This window comes from Microbacterium sp. PRC9 (genome assembly GCF_031844125.1).
Lineage (GTDB): Bacteria > Actinomycetota > Actinomycetes > Actinomycetales > Microbacteriaceae > Microbacterium.
This window is the reverse complement of sequence record NZ_JAUZUR010000005.1, coordinates 400833-422135: the sequence shown is the minus strand read 5'-3', so window position 1 is coordinate 422135 and position 21303 is coordinate 400833. Positions and strand designations below refer to the sequence as shown.

Below are 21303 nucleotides of genomic sequence, written 5' to 3'. Positions count from 1 at the left end.
GGCGGGGTCGGGTCGGCCCGTGCGGTCGCCTCAGGCACGCGTTGCGACTGGACAGGCCGACTGTGCCCCGCGGATCGCGAGGCGACGCCGGCGGGGTCGGCCGGTGCGGTCGCTTCCGGACGGGTCGGTGACCGGAAGGGCCGACTCGGCGGGCGCCACGGCCCCCCAGGGCCGGACGCCGCGGCCTCAGCGCGCGAGAAGGGCCGCCGTGCGCGGGCCCAGACCCAGCATGCGCGCGGCGTCGAGCTGGTCGGCGGTGTCGACGTCGCGGCGGAGGGTCGAGGCATCCGGAATCGGAAGGGCCACGCACCCCCGCGCGACGTGCCGCGCGAACGAGCCGTCGCCGAAGGACGACTCCCACGGGGTGCCCGGCCCCGCGGTCACCAGCGTCGAGCCGGTGCCCTCCGCGTCGGGAACGACAGCGCGGGGGAGGGATGCTGCGGCCCGCAGCGCGTCCGCGAGGTCGGCGGGCTGCAGCGCCGGAAGGTCTCCGAGGAGGGCGGCGCGCGGCATCCGTCCGTCCGGATCGATCGCCGCGACGCCCGCCGCCACCGCGGCGTCGAGCCCGCGCCCGTCGCCTTCGGGGACGAACCGCAGCGCCGGGATCATCGCGGCCTCACGAGCGAGGGCGGCGTCGTCGGTCACCACCACGACCTGCGCGACGAGATCGCACGCGGTCGCCGCGGCGAGCGTGTCGAGCGCGATGGCTCGGGCGAGATCCGCGCGCCCCACGCCGTCGACGTCGAGCCGCGACTTCGCGCGGGCCGACGGCTTGACCGGCACCACGACGACCCAGCGCGGCGACGGCGACTCCTCGGGTTCCGCGCCGGACGGGCTGGAAGAGGTCGAACTCAGCGGTGGCGTCGCTGACTCCGAGGAGTTGCGGCGGCGCCGGCCGAACAGCGGGGTCACGCGTACTTCGCGCGCAGGCGCGGCAGGATCTCTTCGCCGTACATCCGCAGGAAGGCGCCCTGGTCGTGGCCCGGGTCGTGGAAGACGAGGTGGCGGAAGCCGAGGCCGATGTACCAGCCGATGCGCTCGACGTGCTCGTCGGGGTCGTCCGACACGATGAACCGCGACGCCGCGCGCTCGATCGGCAGCGCCTCGCCGAGCCGCTGCATCTCGATGGGGTCGTCGATGCCCATCTTCTCCTCGGGCGTGAGCGCCAGGGGCGCCCAGAAGCGGGTCTTCTCCTTCGCGGCCTCGATGGTCTCGTCGAGCGAGACCTTGATCTCCATCAAGGTGTCGATCGCGTCGGCCGGTCGGCCGGCCTTCTCGAGTCCCTCGTGCAGCGCCGGCAGCAGCGTGTCGGTGTACAGCTCACGCTTCTTGCCCGACGTCGTGATGAAGCCGTCGGCGATGCGGCCGGCGAGGCGCGTCGCGGCGGGGCCGGCGGCACCGATGTAGATCGGCACGGGCTCGGGGAGCTTGTCGTAGATCGTGATGTTGCGGGCCGTGTAGTACGTGCCGTCGAAGTTGACGCGGTCCTCCGACCACAGCCGGCGGATGAGGCCGATGGCCTCCTTGAGACGCTGGAACCGCTCCGGCGGATCGGGCCACGTGATGCCGAGGTTCGCCTCGTTGAGCGCCTCGCCGGTGCCGACGCCGAGGATCACGCGCCCCGGGTACATCACGCCGAGCGTCGCGAAGTCCTGGGCGACGACGGTCGGGTTGTAGCGGAACGTCGGCGTGAGCACGGACGTGCCGATGAGCACGCGCGAGGTCTTCGCGCCGAGCGCGCCGAGCCACGGGACGGACGCGGGGGCATGCCCGCCGTCGTGCAGCCACGGCTGCAGGTGGTCCGAGATGAACACCGAGTCGAACCCGGCCTCCTCGGCCTGGATCGCGTAGTCGAGCAGCTCGGCCGGGCCGAACTGCTCGGCGGAGGCCTTGTAGCCGAAGCGCAGAGGAATGGTCATGCGGGTATCCCTTCGATGGCGGGTGCAGGCAGGAACTCGGAGCCGTCGGTGCGGGCGAGTCGCTCCCGGAAGGCGTCGACGGTGCCCGGCCAGAGCAGGGCGAGCCGCCCTGAGCGCTCGTCGACGTACCAGTTGCGGCAGCCGCCGGTCATCCAGCGGGTGGATGCCGCAGCCCGGGCGATCTCGTCGGTGTAGGTGCGCTCGGCCTCGGGGTCGACGCGCAGCACCCGGCCGCCACGCGCGTCGAGGACGCGCGTGACGTACCCCGCCTGCTCCTCGATCATGAGCACGGACGACGAGTGGCCGAGCGAGGCGTTCGGCCCGTTGAGCACGAAGAAGTTCGGGAAGCCGGCGACGACCGTCGACGCGAACGCCGTCATTCCACCCGACCAGTGCTCGGCGAGCGTCGCACCGCCCTCGCCGGTGACGAGCTCGGCGTACGGCTGGCGCGTCGAGGCGAATCCGGTCGCGAGGACCAGCGCGTCGACCTCGTGGCGGGTGCCGTCGGAGACGACGAGCGTCGAGCCGTCCACCTCGGTGAGCGCAGAGGGCACGAGGGTCACGGCCTCGGACGCGACAGCGGGGTAGAAGTCGTCCGACAGCAGCACGCGCTTGCAGCCGAACGCGTAGTCGGGGGTGAGAGCGGCACGCAGCGCGGGGTCGGCGACCTGACGCTCCAGGTGCGCGAGCGCCACGGCCTCGGCGTCCGCCGCCGCAGCGGAGTCGCCCGCGCGCGACGCGAAACGCGCCTCGCCCTCGGCGTAAAGGTCGGCGCGGAGGGCCTCGAGCGCCTGCGGGGACGCGGCGAAGCGGGCGCGGTCGGCGTCGGAGTAGGCGTCGCCGCCGCGCGGCACGATCCACGCCGGCGTGCGCTGGAAGAGCGTGACGTGCGCCGCCGTGCGTGCGAGCTCGGGGACGATCTGCACCGCGCTCGCACCCGTGCCGACGACGCCGACGCGGGCGCCGGCGAGATCCGCCGAGTGGTCCCACCGCGCGGAGTGGAACAGCGGCCCAGGGAACTGCTCGAGCCCGGCGAAGCGTGGAATGGTCGGCTCGGTGAGACGCCCGCACGCGAGCACGAGCACGTCGGCGACGATGACCTCGTCGGGCGTGGCGATGCGCCACACCTCGCGCTCGGCATCCCAGGCGGCCCCGCGCATCGGGGTGCGCAGGAGCACCCGGTCGCGCAGGCCCTCGACGTCGACGACATGCTCGAGGTACGCGTGGATCTCCGCGCCCTTCGCGTACGTGCCCGACCACGCCGGGTTCGGGTGCGCCGCGAAGCCGTAGAGGTGCGAGGGCACATCGCACGCGATGCCCGGGTACGTGTTGTCGCGCCAGGTGCCGCCGACGGACTCCGCCCGCTCCAGCACCACGAAGTCCTCGCGGCCCGCGCGGCGCAGTGCCGACGCCACCCCGATGCCGGCGAATCCGGCACCGACGATCGCGACCTCGACGCGGGTCACCGCAGGACCTGACCGTACGTCGTCGTGCGCAGGCGGAACGGCCGGAACAGGCGCGCGACCATCGCCGAGGCATCCGTCACCGGCAGTTCGAGACCGTGCTCGATGCCCGCCTCGGGCTTCACGCGGCCGTCGAGCAGGGTGCCGCCGAGGTCGTCGCCGCCGGACTGCAGCAGGACGACGGATGCCTCGCGCCCGACGCGCGTCCACGGGATCTGGATGTGCGGGATGCTGCCCGACAGCAGCAGCCGCGAGACGGCGACCATCGCGCGGTGCTCGTCGAGCGGGGCGCGGCCCGAGACCAGGGGGACGCCGCCGGCGGGTCCGGGCAGCGGGATCGGCACGAACTCGCTGAAGCCGCGCGTCTCGCCCTGGATGGCCCGCAGCTGTCGCAAGTGCGCGATGCGCTCGGCCGCGGTCTCGACGTGACCGTAGAAGATGACGCTCGTCGACCGGAATCCGCCGCGGTGCGCCGCCGTGATGCCCTCGACCCAGCGGTCGATCTCGAGGTCGGTCGGCGCGACCAGCCCGCGCACACGCTCGCTCAGCACCTTGACGCCCGTGCCCGGCACGGTGTCGACGCCCGCCTCGCGCATCGCGGCGAGGGCTGCGCCGAGCGAGAGACCGGAGCGGTCGGCGAGGTCGCGCACGTCCTGAGGGCGATAGGCGTGGAGATGGATGCCGGGGGCAGCGGCCTTCACCGCACGCGCGATGTCGAGGTAGCCCGAGGGGTCTTCGGGAGCCGGGAGCAGCCCTTGCACGCAGAGCTCCGTGGCGCCGAGATCCCACGCGTCGGCCGCGATCGCCTCGACGTCGTCGAGGGTGAAGGTCGCGGGGTCGTCGCCCGTGGTCGGGCGGAGCCCGGTGGAGGTGAGGTTGCGGTTCACCACAAGGGTGACCGCTTCGCCCACGGTGTACCGGCGCACGTCGTCGGCGGTCGCCGCGAGTACGTCGAGGTCGTCGCCGGTCGCCTCGAGGAGGGCGACCCACTCGGCGTCGTCGAGCGCGAGCGGGTCCGCCGCCGCGGCCTCCGCGAGCTGCTTCACCGTCCGCGCCCTCGCCCCCCGCCGTTCCGCAGTCGACTTGTGCGAGTCCGCCGACGCACGATCCGCCGAAACTGACTGCGGAGCGATCGGCCCATTAGAGCTCAGACCCAGCGGTTCCGCAGTCAGTTCGTGCGGGTCGCCGGGGGGCCGATCCGCCGGAAGTGACTGCGGAACAGAGGAGAGCGGGACCGTGGAGGGGGCGGAGGCGGGGGACGCCGGGGGCACGGCGGCGCGGCCGGGGGCGGCGAGCCCGGTCTCGGGATCCGCGAGCGCCTCGACCGCGGGGCGCAGCGCGGGATCGATCCACGCCTGGGCCCCGAGCACGAACTCGGGTTGCGCGGTCAGGCGCTCGCGCAGCTCGAAGCCGAGCTCCGCCGTCATGCGGGCGAGGTCGTCGAGGTGCGGCCACGGGCGCTCGGGGTTGACGTGATCGGCGGTGAGCGGCGAGACGCCGCCCCAGTCGTCGGCGCCGGCGCGCACCAGCAGGCCGAACTCCGTGGCGTCCGAGAGGTTCGGAGGCACCTGGATGCGCATCCGAGCGCCCATCACGAGCCGCGCCACGGCCACCGTCGCGACGTACTCGAGCAGCTCCGCGTCGGGTGCGCCCTGCATCGCGGTGCGGGGCTTCGCGCGGAAGTTCTGGACGATGACCTCCTGCACGTGGCCCTGTCCATCCACCTGGTGACGTTCGTGGGCCTCGCGGATCGCGACCAGCGACTCGGCGCGGTCGCGCACGGTCTCGCCGATCCCGACGAGGATGCCGGTGGTGAAGGGCACGCGCTCGCGCCCGGCGGCATCGATCACCTCGAGCCGCAGCGCCGGGTCCTTGTCGGGCGAGCCGAAGTGCACCTGCCCAGGCTCTTCGAACAGGCGACGCGAGGTCGTCTCGAGCATCATGCCCATCGACGGCGCGGTGGGCCGCAGCATCCGCAGCTCGTCCGCGTTCATGACTCCCGGGTTGGCGTGGGCGAGCAGACCGGTCTCCGCGGTCACCAGGCGCGCGATGTGCGCGACGTACTCGATCGTCGAGGCGAACCCGTGCTCGTCGAGCCACGCGCGCGCCTCGGGCCAGCGGTCCTCGGGACGGTCGCCGAGCGTCAGCAGCACCTCTTTGCAACCCATCGCCTGGCCCTGCCGCACGACGGCCAGCACCTGCTCGGGCGACATGTACACGGGCTTGTGCTTCTTGAGCAGCTGCCCGGGGGTGTCGACGAACACGCAGTAGTGGCAGCGGTCGCGGCACAGGGTCGTGAGCGGCACGAACACCTTGCGCGAGTACGTGATCACGCGAGGGCGACCGGATGCTGCGAGCCCGGCATCGCGCAGTTCCCCGGCGATCTCCAGCAGGCGCTCGAACCGCTCGCCCGTCGCACCGAGCAGCGTCTCGGCGTCGGCGGCGTCGAGACGTTCGCCGGCCGCGGCGCGCGCGAGCACGGCGTCGACGGCGATGGACGAGGACGCGGTGACGGAGGGGGACACGACGGTCACCGATCCAGTCTTGCACCGCCTGCGAACCCCGGGGCGCGGGATCGTTGCCCTCCCGTAAGCAAATCAGTCCGGTTCCGAGTGCCCGCGCTGGCAGACTGGGCACATGGTGACGCTGCTGCTCGACTCGACGCAGCTCGAGGTCGTGCTGTCGGTGTCCGAGCGCGCCCTGTCGTTCCGCAAGGGAAACGTCGTCATCGAGCGCTCGACCATCACCAAGGTGCAGCTCACCGACGACGCGTGGACGTGGCTGCGGGGCATCCCGAGCCCCGGAACGCACGTGCGCGGGATCATCGCCGCAGGCACTTGGCGGTCCGCGGGTGGCGACGACTTCGCGATCATCCGCCGTCACCGGCCCAGTGTCGTGATCGACCTCGAGGGCCACCCCGAGTTCCAGCGGGTGATCCTCACCACCCGTCACGGCCTCGCGCTCGTGCAGGCGCTGCGGGTCGAGGTCGCGGCCGAGCCGACCGACGTCGTCGACATCGCGGCCGAGACGGGCACGATCCCGGTCATCCCCGAGCGCAAGCCGCGGGGGCGCAAGACCCCGGCGCCTGCTCCTGCCGTCTGACCCCTCGCGTTTCGCCTCTGCGTTTCGACTCGCAAGCTCGCTCAACGACCGGCGGGGGAGAGCCTCAGCTGACGTCGCGCCGCCAGCTCACCAGGTGGCCGAGCACGACGAACACGATCGCGTAGCCGAGCAGCACGAGCCCGCCCACCCACCACTCGAGCGGGTCCGCCGAGCCCTGGGGGATCGTCGCCGCGTAGACGCTCGCACCGACCAGCGCATCGCTCGCCGCTCCCGGCAGGAAGCGGGTGACGTCCGACAGTCCCTCCACGAAAGCGGCGGCGGTGCGCCCGATCGGCTCGATGAACTGCGTGAACACGAGGACGCCGACGATCGCGCCGACCTGGTTGCGCACGAGGGCGCCCACGCCCACGCCGATGAGCGTCCAGAGGGCGTAGGCGAGCAGCATCCGCCCGAGCATCGCCCAGGTGTCGGGCGAGGTGATGCCGGTCTCGAGACCGAAGCCCGCGAGGAACGCCGCCGACGTGCCGACGGCCGCGACGATGCCGATCAGGCCGAGCACGACGCCGATGAGCACGCCGACGGCGAGCTTGGCGACGAGCACGCGGCCGCGGCGCGGCGTCGCGAGGAACGTGGGCGTGAGGGTCTTGTGGCGGAACTCCGCCGTGACCATCAGCGTGCCCACGAGCAGGGGGAAGACGTAGCCGACGGTGGTCGCGGTGCTGTACAGCGTTGCGGCGAGACCTTCCTCGGGCAACGGCGGCGCGTTGCCGGGGAGCGATCCCGTCGCGGCGGCCGCGTAGACGAACCCGAGGGCCGCCGCGGTGAACGCGACATACGCGAACAGGACGATCGCGAGGATCCACCAGATGCTCGTGGAGAACAGCTTCGTGCTCTCGGCGCGGGTGGCGGCGGTGAGACTCATCGGTCGCCCCCTTCCTCGTCGGCGGGTGCGGTGACGGTGTCGGCCGCCGGGTCGCTTTCGGAGGAGAGGGATGCCTCGGCCCCCGGCTCGGGCTCGGACTCGGCGGTCTCCGCGGGCGGAGTGTGGTTGACGGCGTCCTCGAAGGCCTCGGCCTCGGGCGGCACCCAGGCCTCGGGCTCGAGCTCAGGCTCGGGCTCGGGCTCGGGCTCGGGCGCGGATTCGGGGTCGGACTCGGGCGCGGGTTCCGCGCCGGGCGCCGATTGGCCGGTGTGGTCGAAGGCGGCGAAGAAGGCGTCCGCCTCGATGTCCGAGTCGGTCTTGACGTAGTGCTCCCACGGGCGGTCGTCGTCGGCGTCCGGCGGCTCGGGGGTCGAGAGGTCGTCGTCGATCTCGCCGATGGCCTCGACGTCGGGATCCGCGTCTTCGGGGTCAGGGTCTTCGGGGGCCCACGGATCGGCGGGCTCCGGCTGGGGCTCCGGCTCCGGCTCGGGTCCGGGCTGCGGATGCGGCTGCGGCTCGGGCTCCGGCTCCGGCTGGGGCTCCGGCTCCGGCTCCGGCTCGGGTCCGGGCTGGGGCTCCGGCTGCGGCTCGGGCTCCGGCTGGGGCTCCGGCTCCGGCTGGGGCTCTGGTTCGGGTTCCGGTGCTGCCTCCGCCGCGGCCCCCTCCTCGCCCGTCGGCGCAGCCTCGGGCTCAGCCGAGAGTTCTGCGTCGACCTGGCCGATGGCCTCGACGTCGGGGTCTGCGTCCTCGGGGGCCGCGGACGGCACGATGTCGATCACTCCCGTGCTCGCAACCGCGTAGGCGACGGGTGCCGGCGCGACCGGCGCTTCGGGCTCGCTGTGCGCGCCGGGGTCGGGGCGTTTCGTCTCTGCGTTTCGACTCGCGGGCTCGCTCAACGACCGGGGGTCGGTGTCGGGCTCGCTGTGCGCGGCGGGTTCGGCGGCGAGGCGCTCGGGCTCGGCGCGCTCGGAGACCCAGGCGGCGCCGGCCGCGGCGGCGAGGGCTGTCGCGGCGCCGGGGGCGCTGGTGGCTTCGGCGTCGAGCGCGGCCGCGGTGAGCGCCGACTCGGCCGCCTCGTCGGATTCGGACCCCGTCTCCGTCACCGGCGCCGGGGGCGCAGCATCCACGTCTCCGGCCGCGCTCGGATGCACGCGCGTGCCGTTCACGAGATCGAGGAAGACCTCCTCGAGCGCGGGGCCGCGGCGGTGCAGCGTGGAGAGCGCGACCCCGCCGGCGGCAGCCGCCGCGCCGACCGCGGTCGGGTCCACGCCGCGCACGGTGAGCCCGGAGCGCAGCACCTCGAAGGGCACGTCGGCGGCCTTCAGCGCGGCGCCGAGCGCCGCCCGGTCGGGAGCGTCGACGACGGTGGCGTACTCACGCGGGTCCGTCAGCTCGTCGACGCCGCCCTGGAACACCAGGCGCCCGCGCGAGATGATCAGCAGCGCGTCGACGGTCTGCTGCACCTCGGCGAGCAGGTGCGACGAGACGAGCACGGTCCGGCCCTCGCTCGCGAGCTGCCGGAGGAACCCGCGCATCCAGCGGATGCCCTCGGGGTCCAGTCCGTTCGCCGGCTCGTCGAGCACCAGAACGCCCGGGTCGCCGAGCAGCGCGTACGCGAGGCCGAGGCGCTGGCGCATGCCGAGCGAGTATCCGCCGACCTTGCGGTTCGCGGCATCCGTCAGTCCCACGAGGTCCAGCACCTCGCCGACCCGCGACTTCGCGATGCCTGCGGCCTGCGCGTAGATCGTGAGGTGCGCGGTGGCGGTGCGGCCGGGATGGAAGCTGGATGCCTCGAGCACCGCGCCGACGGTCTGCAGCGGCTTGTCGAGCTCGGCGTAGCGCTTGCCGCCGATCGTGGCGTGGCCGTCCGTCGCCTTGACGAGCCCGAGGAGGATCCGCAGCGTCGTGGTCTTGCCTGCGCCGTTCGGACCGAGGAACCCGGTGACCAGTCCGGGTTCGACCCGAGCTGTGAGGCCTGCGACCGCTGTGACGACGCCGAAGCGCTTCGTGACACCTGAGAACTCCAGCGACTGGCCTTCGGGCATGCCGAACCCTCTCGTTGGTCGTGGGCGACACTCCGCGGGGCAATGTACGGGGCCGCTCCATTGCGGACTCACAGCAGAACTCCGTCCCATCCTGGCGGAAATCCGGTCTCAGCGTGGGAGAAGTTCGCCCTGCCGGTAACGTTGCGCTCGTGACCGACCTCGCCGAAGCCGCCGCGGAGCCCACCGTCCTCGTGAGCACGAGCGGAGGGCTCGGGCGCCTCACTCTCAACCGGCCCCGCGCGATCAACGCGCTCAACCTGGGGATGGTCGAGCAGCTGCACGCGGCGCTCGACGCATGGGAGCACGACACCGAGGTCGACGTGGTGCTGCTCGACGGCGCCGGCGAGCGCGGACTGTGCGCCGGTGGCGACGTGCGCAGGCTCGCCGAGCAGGTCACGAGCGGCCGCGCCGGCGACGCGGCGGTGTTCTTCCGGGCCGAATACGCGATCAACGCGCGCATCGCCGAGTACCCGAAGCCGTTCGTCGCCTTCGCCGACGGCATCACGATGGGAGGCGGCATCGGCGTCGCCGGCCACGCCGCGATCCGCATCGTGACCGAACGCTCGCAGCTGGCGATGCCCGAGACCCGCATCGGCTTCACCCCCGACGTCGGCGGCACGTGGCTGCTCGCCCACGCGCCGGGCCGCCTGGGCGAGTACCTCGGGCTGACGGGCGCGGTGATGGATGCCTCGGACGCGATCTACGCCGGATTCGCCGACCATTACGTGCCCCACGAGAACCTCGACGCGGTCCGCGACGCGCTCGAGACGCGGGCCGATCCCTCCAGCCCGACCGAGCTCGTCCTGCTGTTCGACGAGACCCCGGCGCCCTCGAAGCTCATCGCCTCGCGGGAGTGGATCGACGACGCGTTCGCGGCCGACACGGTCGGCGGGATCGTCGAGAGGCTGCGGGCGCGCCCCGAACCCGAGGCATCCGCCACCGCCGATCTGCTCGGCGAACTGTCGCCCACCGGTCTCGCCGTGACGCTCGCTGCGATCCGCCGCGCGCGGGAGCTGCCGGGGCTCAGGGACGCGCTCGACCAGGAGTACGGGCTGGTGATGTGGTTCGCGACGACCCAGCCCGACCTGCCGGAGGGCATCAGGGCGCAGGTCATCGACAAGGACCGCACCCCGAACTGGCGGCCGGCGACCCTCGCCGACCTGCCCGGCGATGTCGCCGAGACCGCCCTCGGCCACCGGCCCGACGTTCCGCTCTGGGACTGACGCGAGCATCGGCGGCGAGGAGGGATCGTGAGCACCCGGCGGCGGAGGGGCTACTCGATCGGCGTCGCGATCGACTGGTTCTTCTTCGTCTTCGCGGGGCTGGCGGCCCTCTGGCTCGCGTATCTCAGCCTCACCGAGACGTTCCACGTCGGGTGGTGGGGCATTCCGTTCTTCCTCGCGTTCTGGGTGCTGCTCGCGTATCTGGTGCTGCCGCGGCTGCACCGCATCCTCACCACGATCTACGTTCCGGACTACTTCATCGGCCGCACCCGGACCAGTGACGGACTGCTCGGCGACCCCGTGAACCTCGCGTTCCACGGCACCGGTGACCAGATCCGCGCGTCGCTCGAGGCCGCCGGCTGGACCGAGGCCGACCCGGTGACCCTCGGCTCGTCGTGGCGCATCATCACGTCGACGCTCACACGCCGCAGCTACGACGAGGCGCCGGTGAGCCCGCTCTTCCTGTTCGGACGCCAGCAGGACTTCGCCTACCAGCAGGAGGTCGACGGGAATCCCGCCCAGCGCCACCACGTGCGCTTCTGGCGGTGCCCCGACGACTGGCTGCTGCCCGGCGGGCGCCGCGTCGACTGGCTCGCCGCCGGCACGTTCGACACCAGCGTCGGGCTGTCGCTGTTCACGCTGCAGGTCACCCACCGCATCGACGCCGACACCGACGTCGAACGCGACCACATCGTCCAGACGGTGACGGATGCCGATTCCCGCGTCACCGTGGACGTCATCCCCGACTTCGCCACCGGCTATCACGCCCGCAACGGCGGCGGCGACAGCATCCGCACCGACGGGGACCTCCCCATCGTCGACGTGCGCGCGGTCGAGCCGAGCGTGCAGAGCGCGGGGGAGGTGGCCGCGTGAGCGCGGGGGAGGAGCCGCTCGCGGCGGGAGGAGCCGGCGCGGCGGGTGCACCGATGCCGGCGCCCCAGAAGCGCCCGGCCTACGAGCCGGCGAAGCGCCTGCTGAAGCCGCCGCGCTACGACCCCGGGATGAAGCGGCCGATCTCGACGATCGCCGGAACCGGTCTGATCCTCCTGCGCGTGCTTGCGGGGGTGGTGGTGCTGGCGGGCATCGCCACCGGCTGGGACGCGCTCCTGTCCGACCCCGACTCGGTTCTCGAGGGCTTCGACCCTTCTCCCGCGGGCGCTCAGGCCGCTCTGTGGTTCGTGCTGGCGGCGGGCGCCACGGTACTCCTCATCGACCTGCTGTTCGCCGTGTTCGTGTACCGCGGCCACAACTGGGCGCGCGTGATCGTCATGATCATCGCGGTCGGCTCGATCAGCACGTCGTTCGTGGCCTGGTGGGCGCAGGGGCAGGAGATCACGATCGACACGACCTACGTGTCCCTGAGTCTCGACATCCTCGTCCTGCTCGCGCTGTCCAGTCGCAGCGCCGCCGCCTACGCGCGCCGCAACGAGCACCGCTGACTCCGCTCCTTCCCGCTCGCCTGTCACAAGGCGTCGCGAGGTCCGGCACTTCGTGACAGGGGAGCGGTCGGGTCGAGGACGACTCCGGGTGACGTAACCTGAGTCCCGCCGCAGGCAGCGGCGCGCAGCATCCGTCATCGCAGTCCCCGGGGAGGGCACGTGTTCGACAGTCCGCTCTCGGCGTCCGCCTACGAGGTGCTCGCGGTCGACCCCGGCGTCGACGAGGAGACCCTGCGCAAGGCGTATCGGCTGCGCCTGCGGCAGACGCACCCCGACACCGGCGGCGATGCGGCCGTGTTCATCCAGGTGCAGCGGGCGTGGGAGCTCGTCGGCACGCCGGAGGCCCGCGCGGCGTACGACCGCGGGCACGGCTTCGGCGAGGCGGCGGCTCCGGAGTGGTCGGGCTGGCGGCCGCCCGCGGCGCGCACCGACACGCGTCCGCGCGCCCGCTCCTACGGGCATCCGGGCGGCTGGCGCCGCGAGCGCTACCTCACCCTGATCCGCGAGTGGGCCGGCCGTGGCGTCACGCTCGAGGACCCGTACGACCCGGCGCTCGTGCGCTCGGCCCCGGTGGCGCTCCGGCGCCTCTTGGCCGACGCGCTCGCCGAGGAGGCGACGGCGCGCATCGTCGCCGACCTCGGCATGGGGTACACGGTGTGGCACGACGTGGCCGCCGCGGGGCGCGACTCCGACCCCGACGCGAAGATCGACCACATCGTGCTCGGCCCGAGCGGCCTGTACGGCGTGCTGTCGGAGGACTTCGGCGGCCCGGTGCGCATCCGCCGCGGCGAGTTCGTCGGCGACGGCGTGCCCGGCGCCCCGCTCGCCGAGCTGCTCTCGCGCATGCGGGTGATCTCACGCGCCGCCGGCGTGCGCTTCAGCGGCGCGATCGTCGTGCTCCCCGACGAGGACGTGATCGACCCCATCCAGGAGCTCGGGCGGGTGCGCGGCGTGCGGGTCGCGATCACCTCGCGCAGCGCGCTGGCCACGGTGCTGCGCCGCGGCATCTCGGGCGCCCGCGACATCGGGGGCAACGAGGTGTTCGACTACCGCACCCGCCTGCAGCAGACCGTGCGCTTCGCGTAGCCTCCGGCGGGAGCCGCGGAGGGCGTCGGGGCTGTCCGCATCGCGTGCTCTCACCGAGTGCACGGGTCGTGCGCGTGCATAACGTGTGATCTCGGTGAGATCGTGTGCAGTGGACGGATGCTGCGCCGGGGCGTCGCCCGCCGGTCAGGCGTCGCGGGCCTGGCGCAGCCAGCGCTCGATGCCCGAGATGTGCACCTGGGCCACCGAGGTGGCGAGCTCGATGTCGTGGTCGGCGATCGCGTCGAGGATCGCGCGATGCTCGGCGAGCGTCCGCTCGACCGCGCCCGCCTGGGTGAGCCCGCGCCATACGCGGGCCCGGACCGTCTGGCTGGTGAGGCTCTCGAGCAGGCTCGCCAGGTAGTCGTTGCCCGCGAGTCGCGCGATCGCGCTGTGGAAGCGCACGTCGTGCTCGACCAGGGTCTCGATGTCGGTGTCGGTCGCGACGCTGCGGATCTCGGCATCCAATCCCGCCACGTCGTCATCGTTCGCACGCTGTGCCGCGAGCCCCGTCGCGTGGGACTCGAGGACGCGACGAACCGCGAAGATCTCGAGCAGCGAGTCGTCGTCGTGCAGGTCGACGACGAACGAGATCGCCTCGAGGAGCAGCTTCGGCTCGAGGCTGGTGACGTACGTGCCGTCGCCGCGGCGCACGTCGAGCACGCGGATGACCTCGAGCGCCTTGACGGCCTCGCGCATCGAGCTGCGCGACAGGCCGAGGTGCTCGGCGAGGTCCTTCTCGGGAGGCAGGCGCGACCCCGGCGCCAGCTCGCCGCGGACGATCATGTCCTTGATCTTCTCGATCGCTTCGTCGGTGACGGCCACCCGCTCATCTTAGACATCGGATGTCAGGGAACACGGTCCCCGCTCCCCCTCACCGCGGCGCTGGCGCGCCGCGGCGAGCCTCCGGGGCGGGGCCCAGCTGTGACCACCGCGCGTCGGCGGCATGATGGTGACATGCGAGTCGTGGACGGACACCTGCATCTCTGGGACCGGCAGGTCCTGACCTACGACTGGCTCGAGGGGCCTCTGCTCCGATCTTTCGGGCCCGACGAGCTCGATCTCGCCCTGCAGGACGCCCCCGACGCCGACTGCGGCTTCGTGTTCGTGCAGGCGGAGTGCGCGCCGGAGCAGGCGGTCGCCGAGGTCGACTGGGTCGCCTCGCTGACCGACCGTGTGCCGGTGCGGGGCATCGTGGCGCGCGCGCCGCTCGAGGACCCTGCCGCCACCGATGAGCACCTCGCAGCGTTCGCGGAGCGGCCGCTCGTCGTCGGGGTGCGCCGGCTGCTGCAGTCCGAGCCCGAGGGCTTCTGCCTGCGCCCGGGCTTCCTGCGCGCGGCGGAGGCGGTGGCCGCCGCCGGACTCTCGTTCGACGCCTGCGTGCGGTGGGAGCGGCTGCCGGACGTGGTCGCGCTCGCGGACGCGCTGCCCGACCTCGCCATCGTGCTCGACCACCTGGGCAAGCCCGAGGTGGGTTCGCCCGGCGACGCCGACCCCGCCGACGGCACCCCGTGGGCGGAGTCGCTGCGCGACCTGGCCCAGCGCCCGAACGTGGTGTGCAAGCTCTCGGGCCTGCCGGCGGAGTCTCGCGGCGAGTGGACCGACGCCCAGATGCGCCCGTTCCTCGACGTGGCGCTCGACGCCTTCGGGCCCGACCGCCTGCTGTTCGGCAGCGACTGGCCCGTGTCGGGTCCGTACGGGCGGTGGCTCGACACGGTGACGTCGTGGTTGGAGGACCGCATGGGCGAGCGCCACCGGAGGGCGGTGCTCGCCGAGAACGCCGAGCGTGTCTACGGCCTGGGTTAGCGGCATCCGTCCCCGCCGGAAGCGTGGGGGCCACGCGCGCCCTCCCGCGTGCTCGTTCGACAGGTCAACCGGGGTCTTACAGGAGACTCGGCGGGGAATCGTCCTGTAGAACCTCGGTTGACCTGTGGGACGGATGCCGCGGCCGGGGGCGCGATCTACCGCCTGGCGCGATGAGTCAGGAGCCGGCAGGGCGGAGGCGGAGCGGCGACATCCCGCCGTCCACCTCGATGTAGGTGCCGGTCGTCGAGCCCGACGACGGGCTCACCAGGTACAGCACCGCGCCGGCGACCTCGGCGGCCGACACCAGGCGGCCGTGGGGCTGGCGCGCCTCCAGCGCGGCGCGCTCGGCGACGGGGTCGGGGGCGCTCGCGAGCAGGCGGCCGATCCACGGGGTGTCGGCGGTGCCGGGATTGACGGCGTTCACGCGGATGCCCTCGCGCAGGTGGTCGGCGGCCATCGCGCGGGTGAGCGAGAGCACGGCGCCCTTCGACGCGCTGTACAGCGCGCGCTGCGGCAGGCCCGCGGTCGCTGCGATCGACGACGTGTTGCAGATCGCCGCGGACGGCGAGTTCCGCAGCCACGGCAGCGCCGCCGCGGTGACGCGCGCGATGCCCGTGACGTTGATGGAGAACACGCGTGCCCACTCGGCGTCGTCGTTCGCCGCGATGTCGCCCTGCGCGCCGATGCCCGCGTTGTTGACGAGGATGTCGATGCGCCCGAACCGCTCGCCGACCGCGGCGATCGCCCGATCGACCGCGGCGCGGTCCGACACGTCCGCGGCGAACGAGGCGAACCGCGGGTCGGCGCCGGACGGATCGAGGTCGAGCACCGCGACCTCGGCGCCCTCGTCCGCGAGTGCGGTCGCGATCGCGGCGCCGATGCCCGACGCGCCGCCGGTGACGACGGCGACGAGGCCGTCCAGCTGCCGGCCGCTCATCGCGAGGCCTCCCACGCCACGAACTCCTGGCGCTGCGCACCGAGACCGTCGATCTCGATGTCGACGACGTCGCCGGCCTTCAGGTACGGGAACCGGCCGCCGAACGCCACGCCCTGCGGCGTGCCGGTGAGGATCAGGTCGCCGGGCTCGAGGGTGACGAACTGCGAGAGGTGGTGCACGATGGCGCGCACGTCGAAGATCATGTCGCTGGTGTTCGAGTCCTGGCGGGGTTCGCCGTTGACGAAGCTCCTCAGGCCGAGGTTCTGGGCGTCGACCTCGTCGGCCGTGACCAGCCACGGGCCCGTCGGGTTGAAGCCGTGGGCGATCTTGCCCTTGGACCACTGCCCGCCCGAGATCTCCATCTGGAAGGTGCGCTCCGAGACGTCGTTGGCGACGACGTAGCCGGCGATGTGCGCGTCGGCCTCCTCGGGGCTGTCGAGGTAGGCGGTGCGACGGCCGATCACGACGCCGAGCTCGACCTCCCAGTCGGTCTTCTCACTGCCCCGGGGGATCGTCACCGCGTCATTCGGTCCGACGACGGTGTTCGGCGTCTTGAGGAAGATGATCGGCACGGTGGGCGGCTCCGCACCGGATTCGCGCGCGTGTGCGGCGTAGTTCTGGCCGATGCAGATGACCGCGCTCGGACGCGCGATCGGGGCGCCGATGCGCAGGTCGGCGGCTCCCTCGAGCTCCGGGAGGAGTCCCTCGGCGATCGCGGCGGAGGTGCGGCCGGTCGGGTCATCGGCGAGGAATCGACCGTCGACATCGGATGTGAGCGGACGCAGATCGAGGTGTCGGTCGCCGTCGATGACGACGGGGATCTCGCTGCCGAACTCGCCGAGGCGCGCGAACTTCATGGTTCTCCTGGATTTCTCGATGCGGGGCGGCGTCGGTGCCGTCGCGGCCCGCGGGCGTGATTGACAGTATAGACATCGGATGTTTACACTTCGAGCGGTTCGACTCCCCGAACCGCGAACCGCTGGAGAACGCCCCGTGAGCCGCATCGTCGCCTTCGAGACGACAGACATCCGATTCCCCACGTCGCTGAGCCTCGACGGCTCCGACGCGATGAACCCCGACCCCGACTACTCCGCCGCCTATCTCCGTATCGTGACGGATGCCTCGGACCGAGTCTCGGGACACGCCTTCGTGTTCACGATCGGGCGTGGAAACGATGTGCAGGTCGCCGCGCTCGACGCGCTCGCCGCGCACCTCGTGGGTCGCGAGCTCGAGCCGCTCCTCGACGACATGGGCGCGACCAACCGCGAGCTCATCGGCGACTCGCAGCTGCGCTGGCTCGGCCCCGAGAAGGGCGTCATGCACATGGCGATCGGCGCCGTCGTCAACGCGCTGTGGGACATCAAGGCCAAGCGCGCCGGACTCCCGCTGTGGCAGCTGCTGTCGCGCATGAGCCCCGAGGAGCTCGTCGCGCTCGTCGACTTCCGCTACCTCACGAACGCCCTCACCCCCGAGGACGCGCTGCAGATCCTCCGCGACGCCGAGCCCGGTCGGGCCGAGCGCGAGCAGGAGCTCCTCGCCACCGGCTACCCCGCGTACACGACGAGCCCCGGCTGGCTGGGCTACTCCGACGAGAAGCTCGCGCGCCTGTGCCGGGAGGCGATCGCCGACGGCTTCGGCCAGATCAAGCTGAAGGTCGGCGCCGACCTCGATGACGACATCCGTCGCCTCCGCGTCGCGCGCGAGGTCTGCGGCGAAGGCTTCCCGATCGCGATCGACGCCAACCAGCGCTGGGAGGTGTCCGAGGCGATCGCGTGGGTGAACGCGCTCGCCGAGTTCGACCCCGCGTGGATCGAAGAGCCCACGAGCCCCGACGACGTGCTCGGTCACGCCGAGATCGCGCGCGGCATCGCGCCGGTGCGGGTCGCGACGGGGGAGCACGCGCAGAACCGCGTGATCTTCAAGCAGCTGCTGCAGGCGGGGGCGATCTCGGTCATGCAGATCGACGCGGCGCGCGTCGGCGGCGTCAACGAGAACATCGCGAACCTGCTGCTGGCGGCCAAGTTCGGCATTCCGGTGTGCCCGCACGCGGGCGGCGTCGGTCTCTGCGAGGCCGTGCAGCACCTCTCGATGTTCGACTTCGTGGCCGTCACCGGCACCCGCGAAGGCCGCATGATCGAGTACGTCGACCACCTGCACGAGCACTTCGTCGTGCCGACCGAGGTCCGCGGAGGCGTGTACGTGGCACCGACGGCGCCCGGCACCGGCATGGAGATGAAGGCCGCCAGCCGCGCCGAGTACGAGTTCGGGACCACGGTCCCCACGCCTCCTCCAACCGCCGCTGACGCGTCGGTCGGAGCCTCTGGCGCGTGGGCCCAGCCGCGGCCTGAACTCCCCGCGCTGACGCGGCTCGGGTACGGCGCAGCGAACGTCGGCAACCTCTTCCGTGAACTCAGCGACGACCAGGCCTGGGCCATCCTCGACGCGGCGTGGGAGAGCGGCATCCGCTACTACGACACCGCTCCCCACTACGGCCTGGGGCTGTCGGAGCGGCGCCTGGGCGCGTTCCTGCGGACCAAGCCGCGCGACGAGTTCGTGATCTCGACGAAGGCCGGGCGTCTGCTCCGCCCCAACCCCGATCACGACGGCGGCCTCGATCTCGTCGCCGACTTCCACGTGCCGACGACGCTGCGGCGCGAGTGGGACTTCTCCGAGGCGGGCATCAGGGCGAGCCTTGAGGAGTCCCTCGAGCGCCTCGGCCTCGACCGCGTCGACGTGCTCTACCTGCACGATCCCGAGCGCCACGACCTCGACCTCGCGCTCCGCGAGGCGTTCCCCGCGCTCGAGCAGCTGCGCGCCGAAGGCGCGGCCCGCGCGATCGGCATCGGCTCCATGGTGAGCGAGGCGCTCGCCGCGGCCGTCGAGAGCGCCGATCTCGACCTCGTCATGATCGCGGGCCGCTACACGCTGCTCGAGCAGCCGGCCGCCGACGCCGTGCTGCCCGCCTGTCATGCGCGCGGAACCGGGGTGGTCGCAGCATCCGTCTTCAACTCCGGCCTGCTCGCCAAGGACGAGCCGGAGAGATCCGACCGCTACGAGTACGGGCGGATGCCGGAACCGCTGTGGGAGCATCTGCAGGCGATCCTCGCCATATGCCGCGCGCACGACGTGCCGCTGCCCGCGGCGGCGGTGCAGTTCGCGCTGCGAGACACCGCGGTGCGCTCGGTCGTCGTGGGCGGGAGCAGGCCCGAGCACGTGCGCCGGAGCGCCGAGCTCATGGCGATCGACATCCCCGCCGCGCTGTGGGACGATCTGGCCGCCGACGGCCTCATCCGCTGACGAAGGGATCCTCATGCTCGAGGGCATCAACCCCCTGCTGACCGGGGAGCTGCTGCTCCACCTGGACCGCATGGGCCACTCCGACGCGGTCGTGATCGCCGACGCGCACTTCCCGGCGTGGGCCATCGGTGCACGCGTCATCGATCTGCCGGGAACGACGACGCCGGAGGTGCTGGCGGCGGTGCGCAGCGTGGTGTCGCTCGACGACGCACCCGCGCTGGATCTCATGGCATCGGCCGACGGCGAGGTGCTCGACGTGCAGCGCGAGCTCGCCGCCGCGGCGGGCGTCGACGATCCGCGGTACGTCGACCGGTTCGAGTACTACGAGCTCGCGAAGACCGCGTACGTCATCGTGCGCACCGGCGAGACGCGCACCTACGGCAACGCGCTGCTGCGCAAGGGCGTCGTGGGCCACCCGTCCGCCTGAGCGGATCCCTGCGGCGGCTCAGCCGTTGAGACCGAAGAGATCCAGCGGGTGCGTGAGGCGCCACCACGGCGACGGATCCGTGATCTCGGCCGCGAGCTCCAGATCGACGGTGGTGGCGTCGAGCGGTCCGGTCACGCTGAGCGAGCCGACGACATCGCCGGCGTCGCGGCTGTCACCGAGGTGGTAGCTGGTGGCGACGGTGCCGTTGCCGCCGTTCCAGAGGATCACCGAGGCGTCGCCTGACGTGACGATGTCGACCTTGTCGCCCCACAGCGTCTCGACCTGGCCGGCCACGGTGCTCGCCGTCACCGAGGGCTTGGGCTGCAGCTCCGCCTCCATCTGCGCATACAGCGCGCGCGATGCGGCGAGGCGGGCCTCGTCGTTCGGCTGACCCAGCACCGACGCATAGAGGCGCACGGTCTTGTCGCCGATCGTGACGTCTTTCGCCGAGAGCAGGTTCCAGGCGTCCAGCGTGCCGGTTTTGAGGCCGACGACGCCCGGATCGGCGAGGAGGCCGTTGGTGTTCTCGACGTGCCCGGCGCCGGGGAGGTCGACGGACTGCTTCGCGACGATCTCGGCGATGACCGGGTTGGCGAGCGCCTTCTGCGCGAGCGTCACGAGTGCCTCGGGGCTCGCGGCGTTGCGCGAGTCCATGCCGGTGGGTTCGCGGACGGTGACCCCGGGAACGCCGTGGGCGGTGAGCCAGGCGTTGGCGGCGGACGCGAAGACGGCGTCGGAGGGCCAGATGCCCTGCGCGAGCCGGTCCGCGTAGTTGTTCGCCGAGCCGATGAGCATGCCCTCGAGCATCTGGTACTGGGTGAGCGAGCCGCCGACGGGGACGTCGAGCGCCGACTCGCCGCCGGCGCGGTACTGCCAGTAGCGCGAGCGGTCGGCGGACGTGAAGCGGTACTCCGGTCCCTGCTCGCCCACGGCGAGCGGCATCTCCTCGAGCACGACCAGCGCGGTCACGATCTTGGTGATGCTGGCGATCGCGTCGGGATCGGCCGTGGAGGCGAGCGTTCCCGGGACGCCGGCGACCGCTTCGGCCGCGCTGCCCTGAGCAGGCCACGCGGGCGCGGCGGCGGGCGCCGCGATCGGCTGCACCTCCATCGCGGTGACGGTGGGGGCGACAGCGTGCAGCGGCCACAGCAGAGTCGTCGCCGCGTAGGCGCCGACGACCGCCGCGATCGCGAGCGTGGGCACCACGACGGCGGCGCGGAACGGGGAGCGGCGCGGGGCATCGGAGAGGAGGTCGGCCTCGACTGCCACGTACGGGGTCGCGGCCGCGGTCAGGTCGGCGGGGGCTGCGCCGTGCTCGACGACGGACTCGTCGACCCAGGCGAGTGCGGTGTGCCCGCCCGTGACCGCGGTGACGGTCGGGGTGCCGAGGTCGGTCGGGAGCGCGAAGCCGGACGGCTCGACGGGCTCCGCGGGGTTCCACGTCGCGACCGACGGCACCTCGGCGACGGGCACCGTGGCGATCGTCGGAGCGGCCGCGGTCACGTCCACCGCAGCGGTGGTCGACGGCGGGTAGACAGTATCCGTCTCACCCGTCTGGATCGTGAGGATGCCGCCGTCGGGCGCGTCTTCGGAACCCGAAACCGGGACGGCACCGGTCTGCACGCGTCGCGCGCGACGCGTGGGTGCAGGGGTGTCGTCCGAAGTCACCCCCCCAAAAT

The 21303-nt window shown here is 72.6% G+C and carries 18 protein-coding genes; 8 read left to right on the top strand and 10 right to left on the bottom strand.

Features of this window, described 5'->3' with window-relative positions; translation table 11 throughout:
* Positions 1 to 186: 186 nt before the first annotated feature.
* From cofC to cofG, 4 genes are read right to left on the bottom strand one after another with little or no spacing between them, the layout of a single operon-like run.
* Entirely contained in the window at positions 187 to 912 is a 726-nt protein-coding gene (gene cofC, locus Q9R33_RS13510) for a 2-phospho-L-lactate guanylyltransferase (RefSeq protein ID WP_311294103.1), read from the bottom strand.
* Positions 909 to 1919, bottom strand: a complete 1011-nt coding sequence (fgd, locus tag Q9R33_RS13505) for a glucose-6-phosphate dehydrogenase (coenzyme-F420) (protein WP_311294102.1) — start codon at positions 1917 to 1919, stop codon at positions 909 to 911. The genes cofC and fgd overlap by 4 nt, the downstream gene beginning before the upstream one ends.
* Positions 1916 to 3385, bottom strand: a complete 1470-nt coding sequence (locus Q9R33_RS13500; RefSeq protein WP_311294101.1) for an NAD(P)/FAD-dependent oxidoreductase — start codon at positions 3383 to 3385, stop codon at positions 1916 to 1918. The genes fgd and Q9R33_RS13500 overlap by 4 nt, the downstream gene beginning before the upstream one ends.
* Positions 3382 to 5916 carry a 7,8-didemethyl-8-hydroxy-5-deazariboflavin synthase CofG gene (cofG, locus tag Q9R33_RS13495; RefSeq protein WP_311294100.1) on the bottom strand — a complete coding sequence of 845 codons (2535 nt, stop codon included), beginning with the start codon at positions 5914 to 5916 and terminating at the stop codon, positions 3382 to 3384. The genes Q9R33_RS13500 and cofG overlap by 4 nt, the downstream gene beginning before the upstream one ends.
* Positions 5917 to 6019: 103 nt before the next feature.
* On the opposite strand from cofG, the gene Q9R33_RS13490 reads away from it, so the two are divergent.
* Positions 6020 to 6484 (top strand): hypothetical protein, encoded by a 465-nt coding sequence (locus Q9R33_RS13490; RefSeq protein WP_056366515.1) that lies wholly within the window; start codon positions 6020 to 6022, stop codon positions 6482 to 6484.
* Positions 6485 to 6548: 64 nt separating this feature from the next.
* On the opposite strand, the gene Q9R33_RS13485 is transcribed toward Q9R33_RS13490, so the two are convergent.
* Both Q9R33_RS13485 and Q9R33_RS13480 read right to left on the bottom strand, forming a co-directional pair.
* Entirely contained in the window at positions 6549 to 7367 is an 819-nt protein-coding gene (locus Q9R33_RS13485) for an ABC transporter permease (protein ID WP_311294099.1), read from the bottom strand.
* On the bottom strand, positions 7364 to 9412 hold the full coding sequence (locus Q9R33_RS13480) for an ATP-binding cassette domain-containing protein (protein WP_311294098.1): 2049 nt from the start codon (positions 9410 to 9412) through the stop codon (positions 7364 to 7366). The genes Q9R33_RS13485 and Q9R33_RS13480 overlap by 4 nt, the downstream gene beginning before the upstream one ends.
* Before the next feature lie 149 nt (positions 9413 to 9561).
* On the opposite strand from Q9R33_RS13480, the gene Q9R33_RS13475 reads away from it, so the two are divergent.
* From Q9R33_RS13475 to Q9R33_RS13460, 4 genes are all read left to right on the top strand, one after another.
* On the top strand, positions 9562 to 10635 hold the full coding sequence (locus Q9R33_RS13475; RefSeq protein WP_056366522.1) for an enoyl-CoA hydratase/isomerase family protein: 1074 nt from the start codon (positions 9562 to 9564) through the stop codon (positions 10633 to 10635).
* A gap of 27 nt (positions 10636 to 10662) precedes the next feature.
* Entirely contained in the window at positions 10663 to 11508 is an 846-nt protein-coding gene (locus Q9R33_RS13470; protein ID WP_310243545.1) for an LssY C-terminal domain-containing protein, read from the top strand.
* Positions 11505 to 12074, top strand: coding sequence for a hypothetical protein (locus Q9R33_RS13465; RefSeq protein WP_311294097.1), 570 nt, complete (start codon positions 11505 to 11507; stop codon positions 12072 to 12074). Before Q9R33_RS13470 ends, Q9R33_RS13465 begins: the two co-directional genes overlap by 4 nt.
* Positions 12075 to 12233: 159 nt before the next feature.
* Positions 12234 to 13160: a DnaJ domain-containing protein gene (locus Q9R33_RS13460; protein WP_310243539.1), complete on the top strand. Its 927-nt coding sequence runs from the start codon at positions 12234 to 12236 to the stop codon at positions 13158 to 13160.
* Positions 13161 to 13304: 144 nt separating this feature from the next.
* Here the strand turns inward: Q9R33_RS13460 and Q9R33_RS13455 are convergent, their stop codons facing one another.
* Positions 13305 to 13982: a FadR/GntR family transcriptional regulator gene (locus Q9R33_RS13455; protein ID WP_311294096.1), complete on the bottom strand. Its 678-nt coding sequence runs from the start codon at positions 13980 to 13982 to the stop codon at positions 13305 to 13307.
* Positions 13983 to 14114: 132 nt separating this feature from the next.
* On the opposite strand from Q9R33_RS13455, the gene Q9R33_RS13450 reads away from it, so the two are divergent.
* Entirely contained in the window at positions 14115 to 14963 is an 849-nt protein-coding gene (locus tag Q9R33_RS13450) for an amidohydrolase family protein (RefSeq protein WP_311294095.1), read from the top strand.
* A gap of 175 nt (positions 14964 to 15138) precedes the next feature.
* On the opposite strand, the gene Q9R33_RS13445 is transcribed toward Q9R33_RS13450, so the two are convergent.
* Together Q9R33_RS13445 and Q9R33_RS13440 are read right to left on the bottom strand one after the other, a co-directional pair.
* Complete coding sequence (locus Q9R33_RS13445) at positions 15139 to 15900, bottom strand: SDR family oxidoreductase (RefSeq protein WP_311294094.1); 762 nt, start codon at positions 15898 to 15900, stop codon at positions 15139 to 15141.
* Positions 15897 to 16757 (bottom strand): fumarylacetoacetate hydrolase family protein, encoded by an 861-nt coding sequence (locus Q9R33_RS13440; RefSeq protein WP_311294093.1) that lies wholly within the window; start codon positions 16755 to 16757, stop codon positions 15897 to 15899. Before Q9R33_RS13440 ends, Q9R33_RS13445 begins: the two co-directional genes overlap by 4 nt.
* Before the next feature lie 136 nt (positions 16758 to 16893).
* Between Q9R33_RS13440 and Q9R33_RS20475 the strand changes: the two genes are divergently transcribed.
* Positions 16894 to 19197 carry an aldo/keto reductase gene (locus tag Q9R33_RS20475; RefSeq protein ID WP_396654106.1) on the top strand — a complete coding sequence of 768 codons (2304 nt, stop codon included), beginning with the start codon at positions 16894 to 16896 and terminating at the stop codon, positions 19195 to 19197.
* Between the two features lie 13 nt (positions 19198 to 19210).
* Complete coding sequence (locus Q9R33_RS13425) at positions 19211 to 19624, top strand: RbsD/FucU domain-containing protein (protein WP_311294092.1); 414 nt, start codon at positions 19211 to 19213, stop codon at positions 19622 to 19624.
* An 18-nt stretch (positions 19625 to 19642) separates the two neighbouring features.
* On the opposite strand, the gene Q9R33_RS13420 is transcribed toward Q9R33_RS13425, so the two are convergent.
* Entirely contained in the window at positions 19643 to 21292 is a 1650-nt protein-coding gene (locus Q9R33_RS13420; protein WP_056372012.1) for a D-alanyl-D-alanine carboxypeptidase family protein, read from the bottom strand.
* Positions 21293 to 21303: the final 11 nt, after the last annotated feature.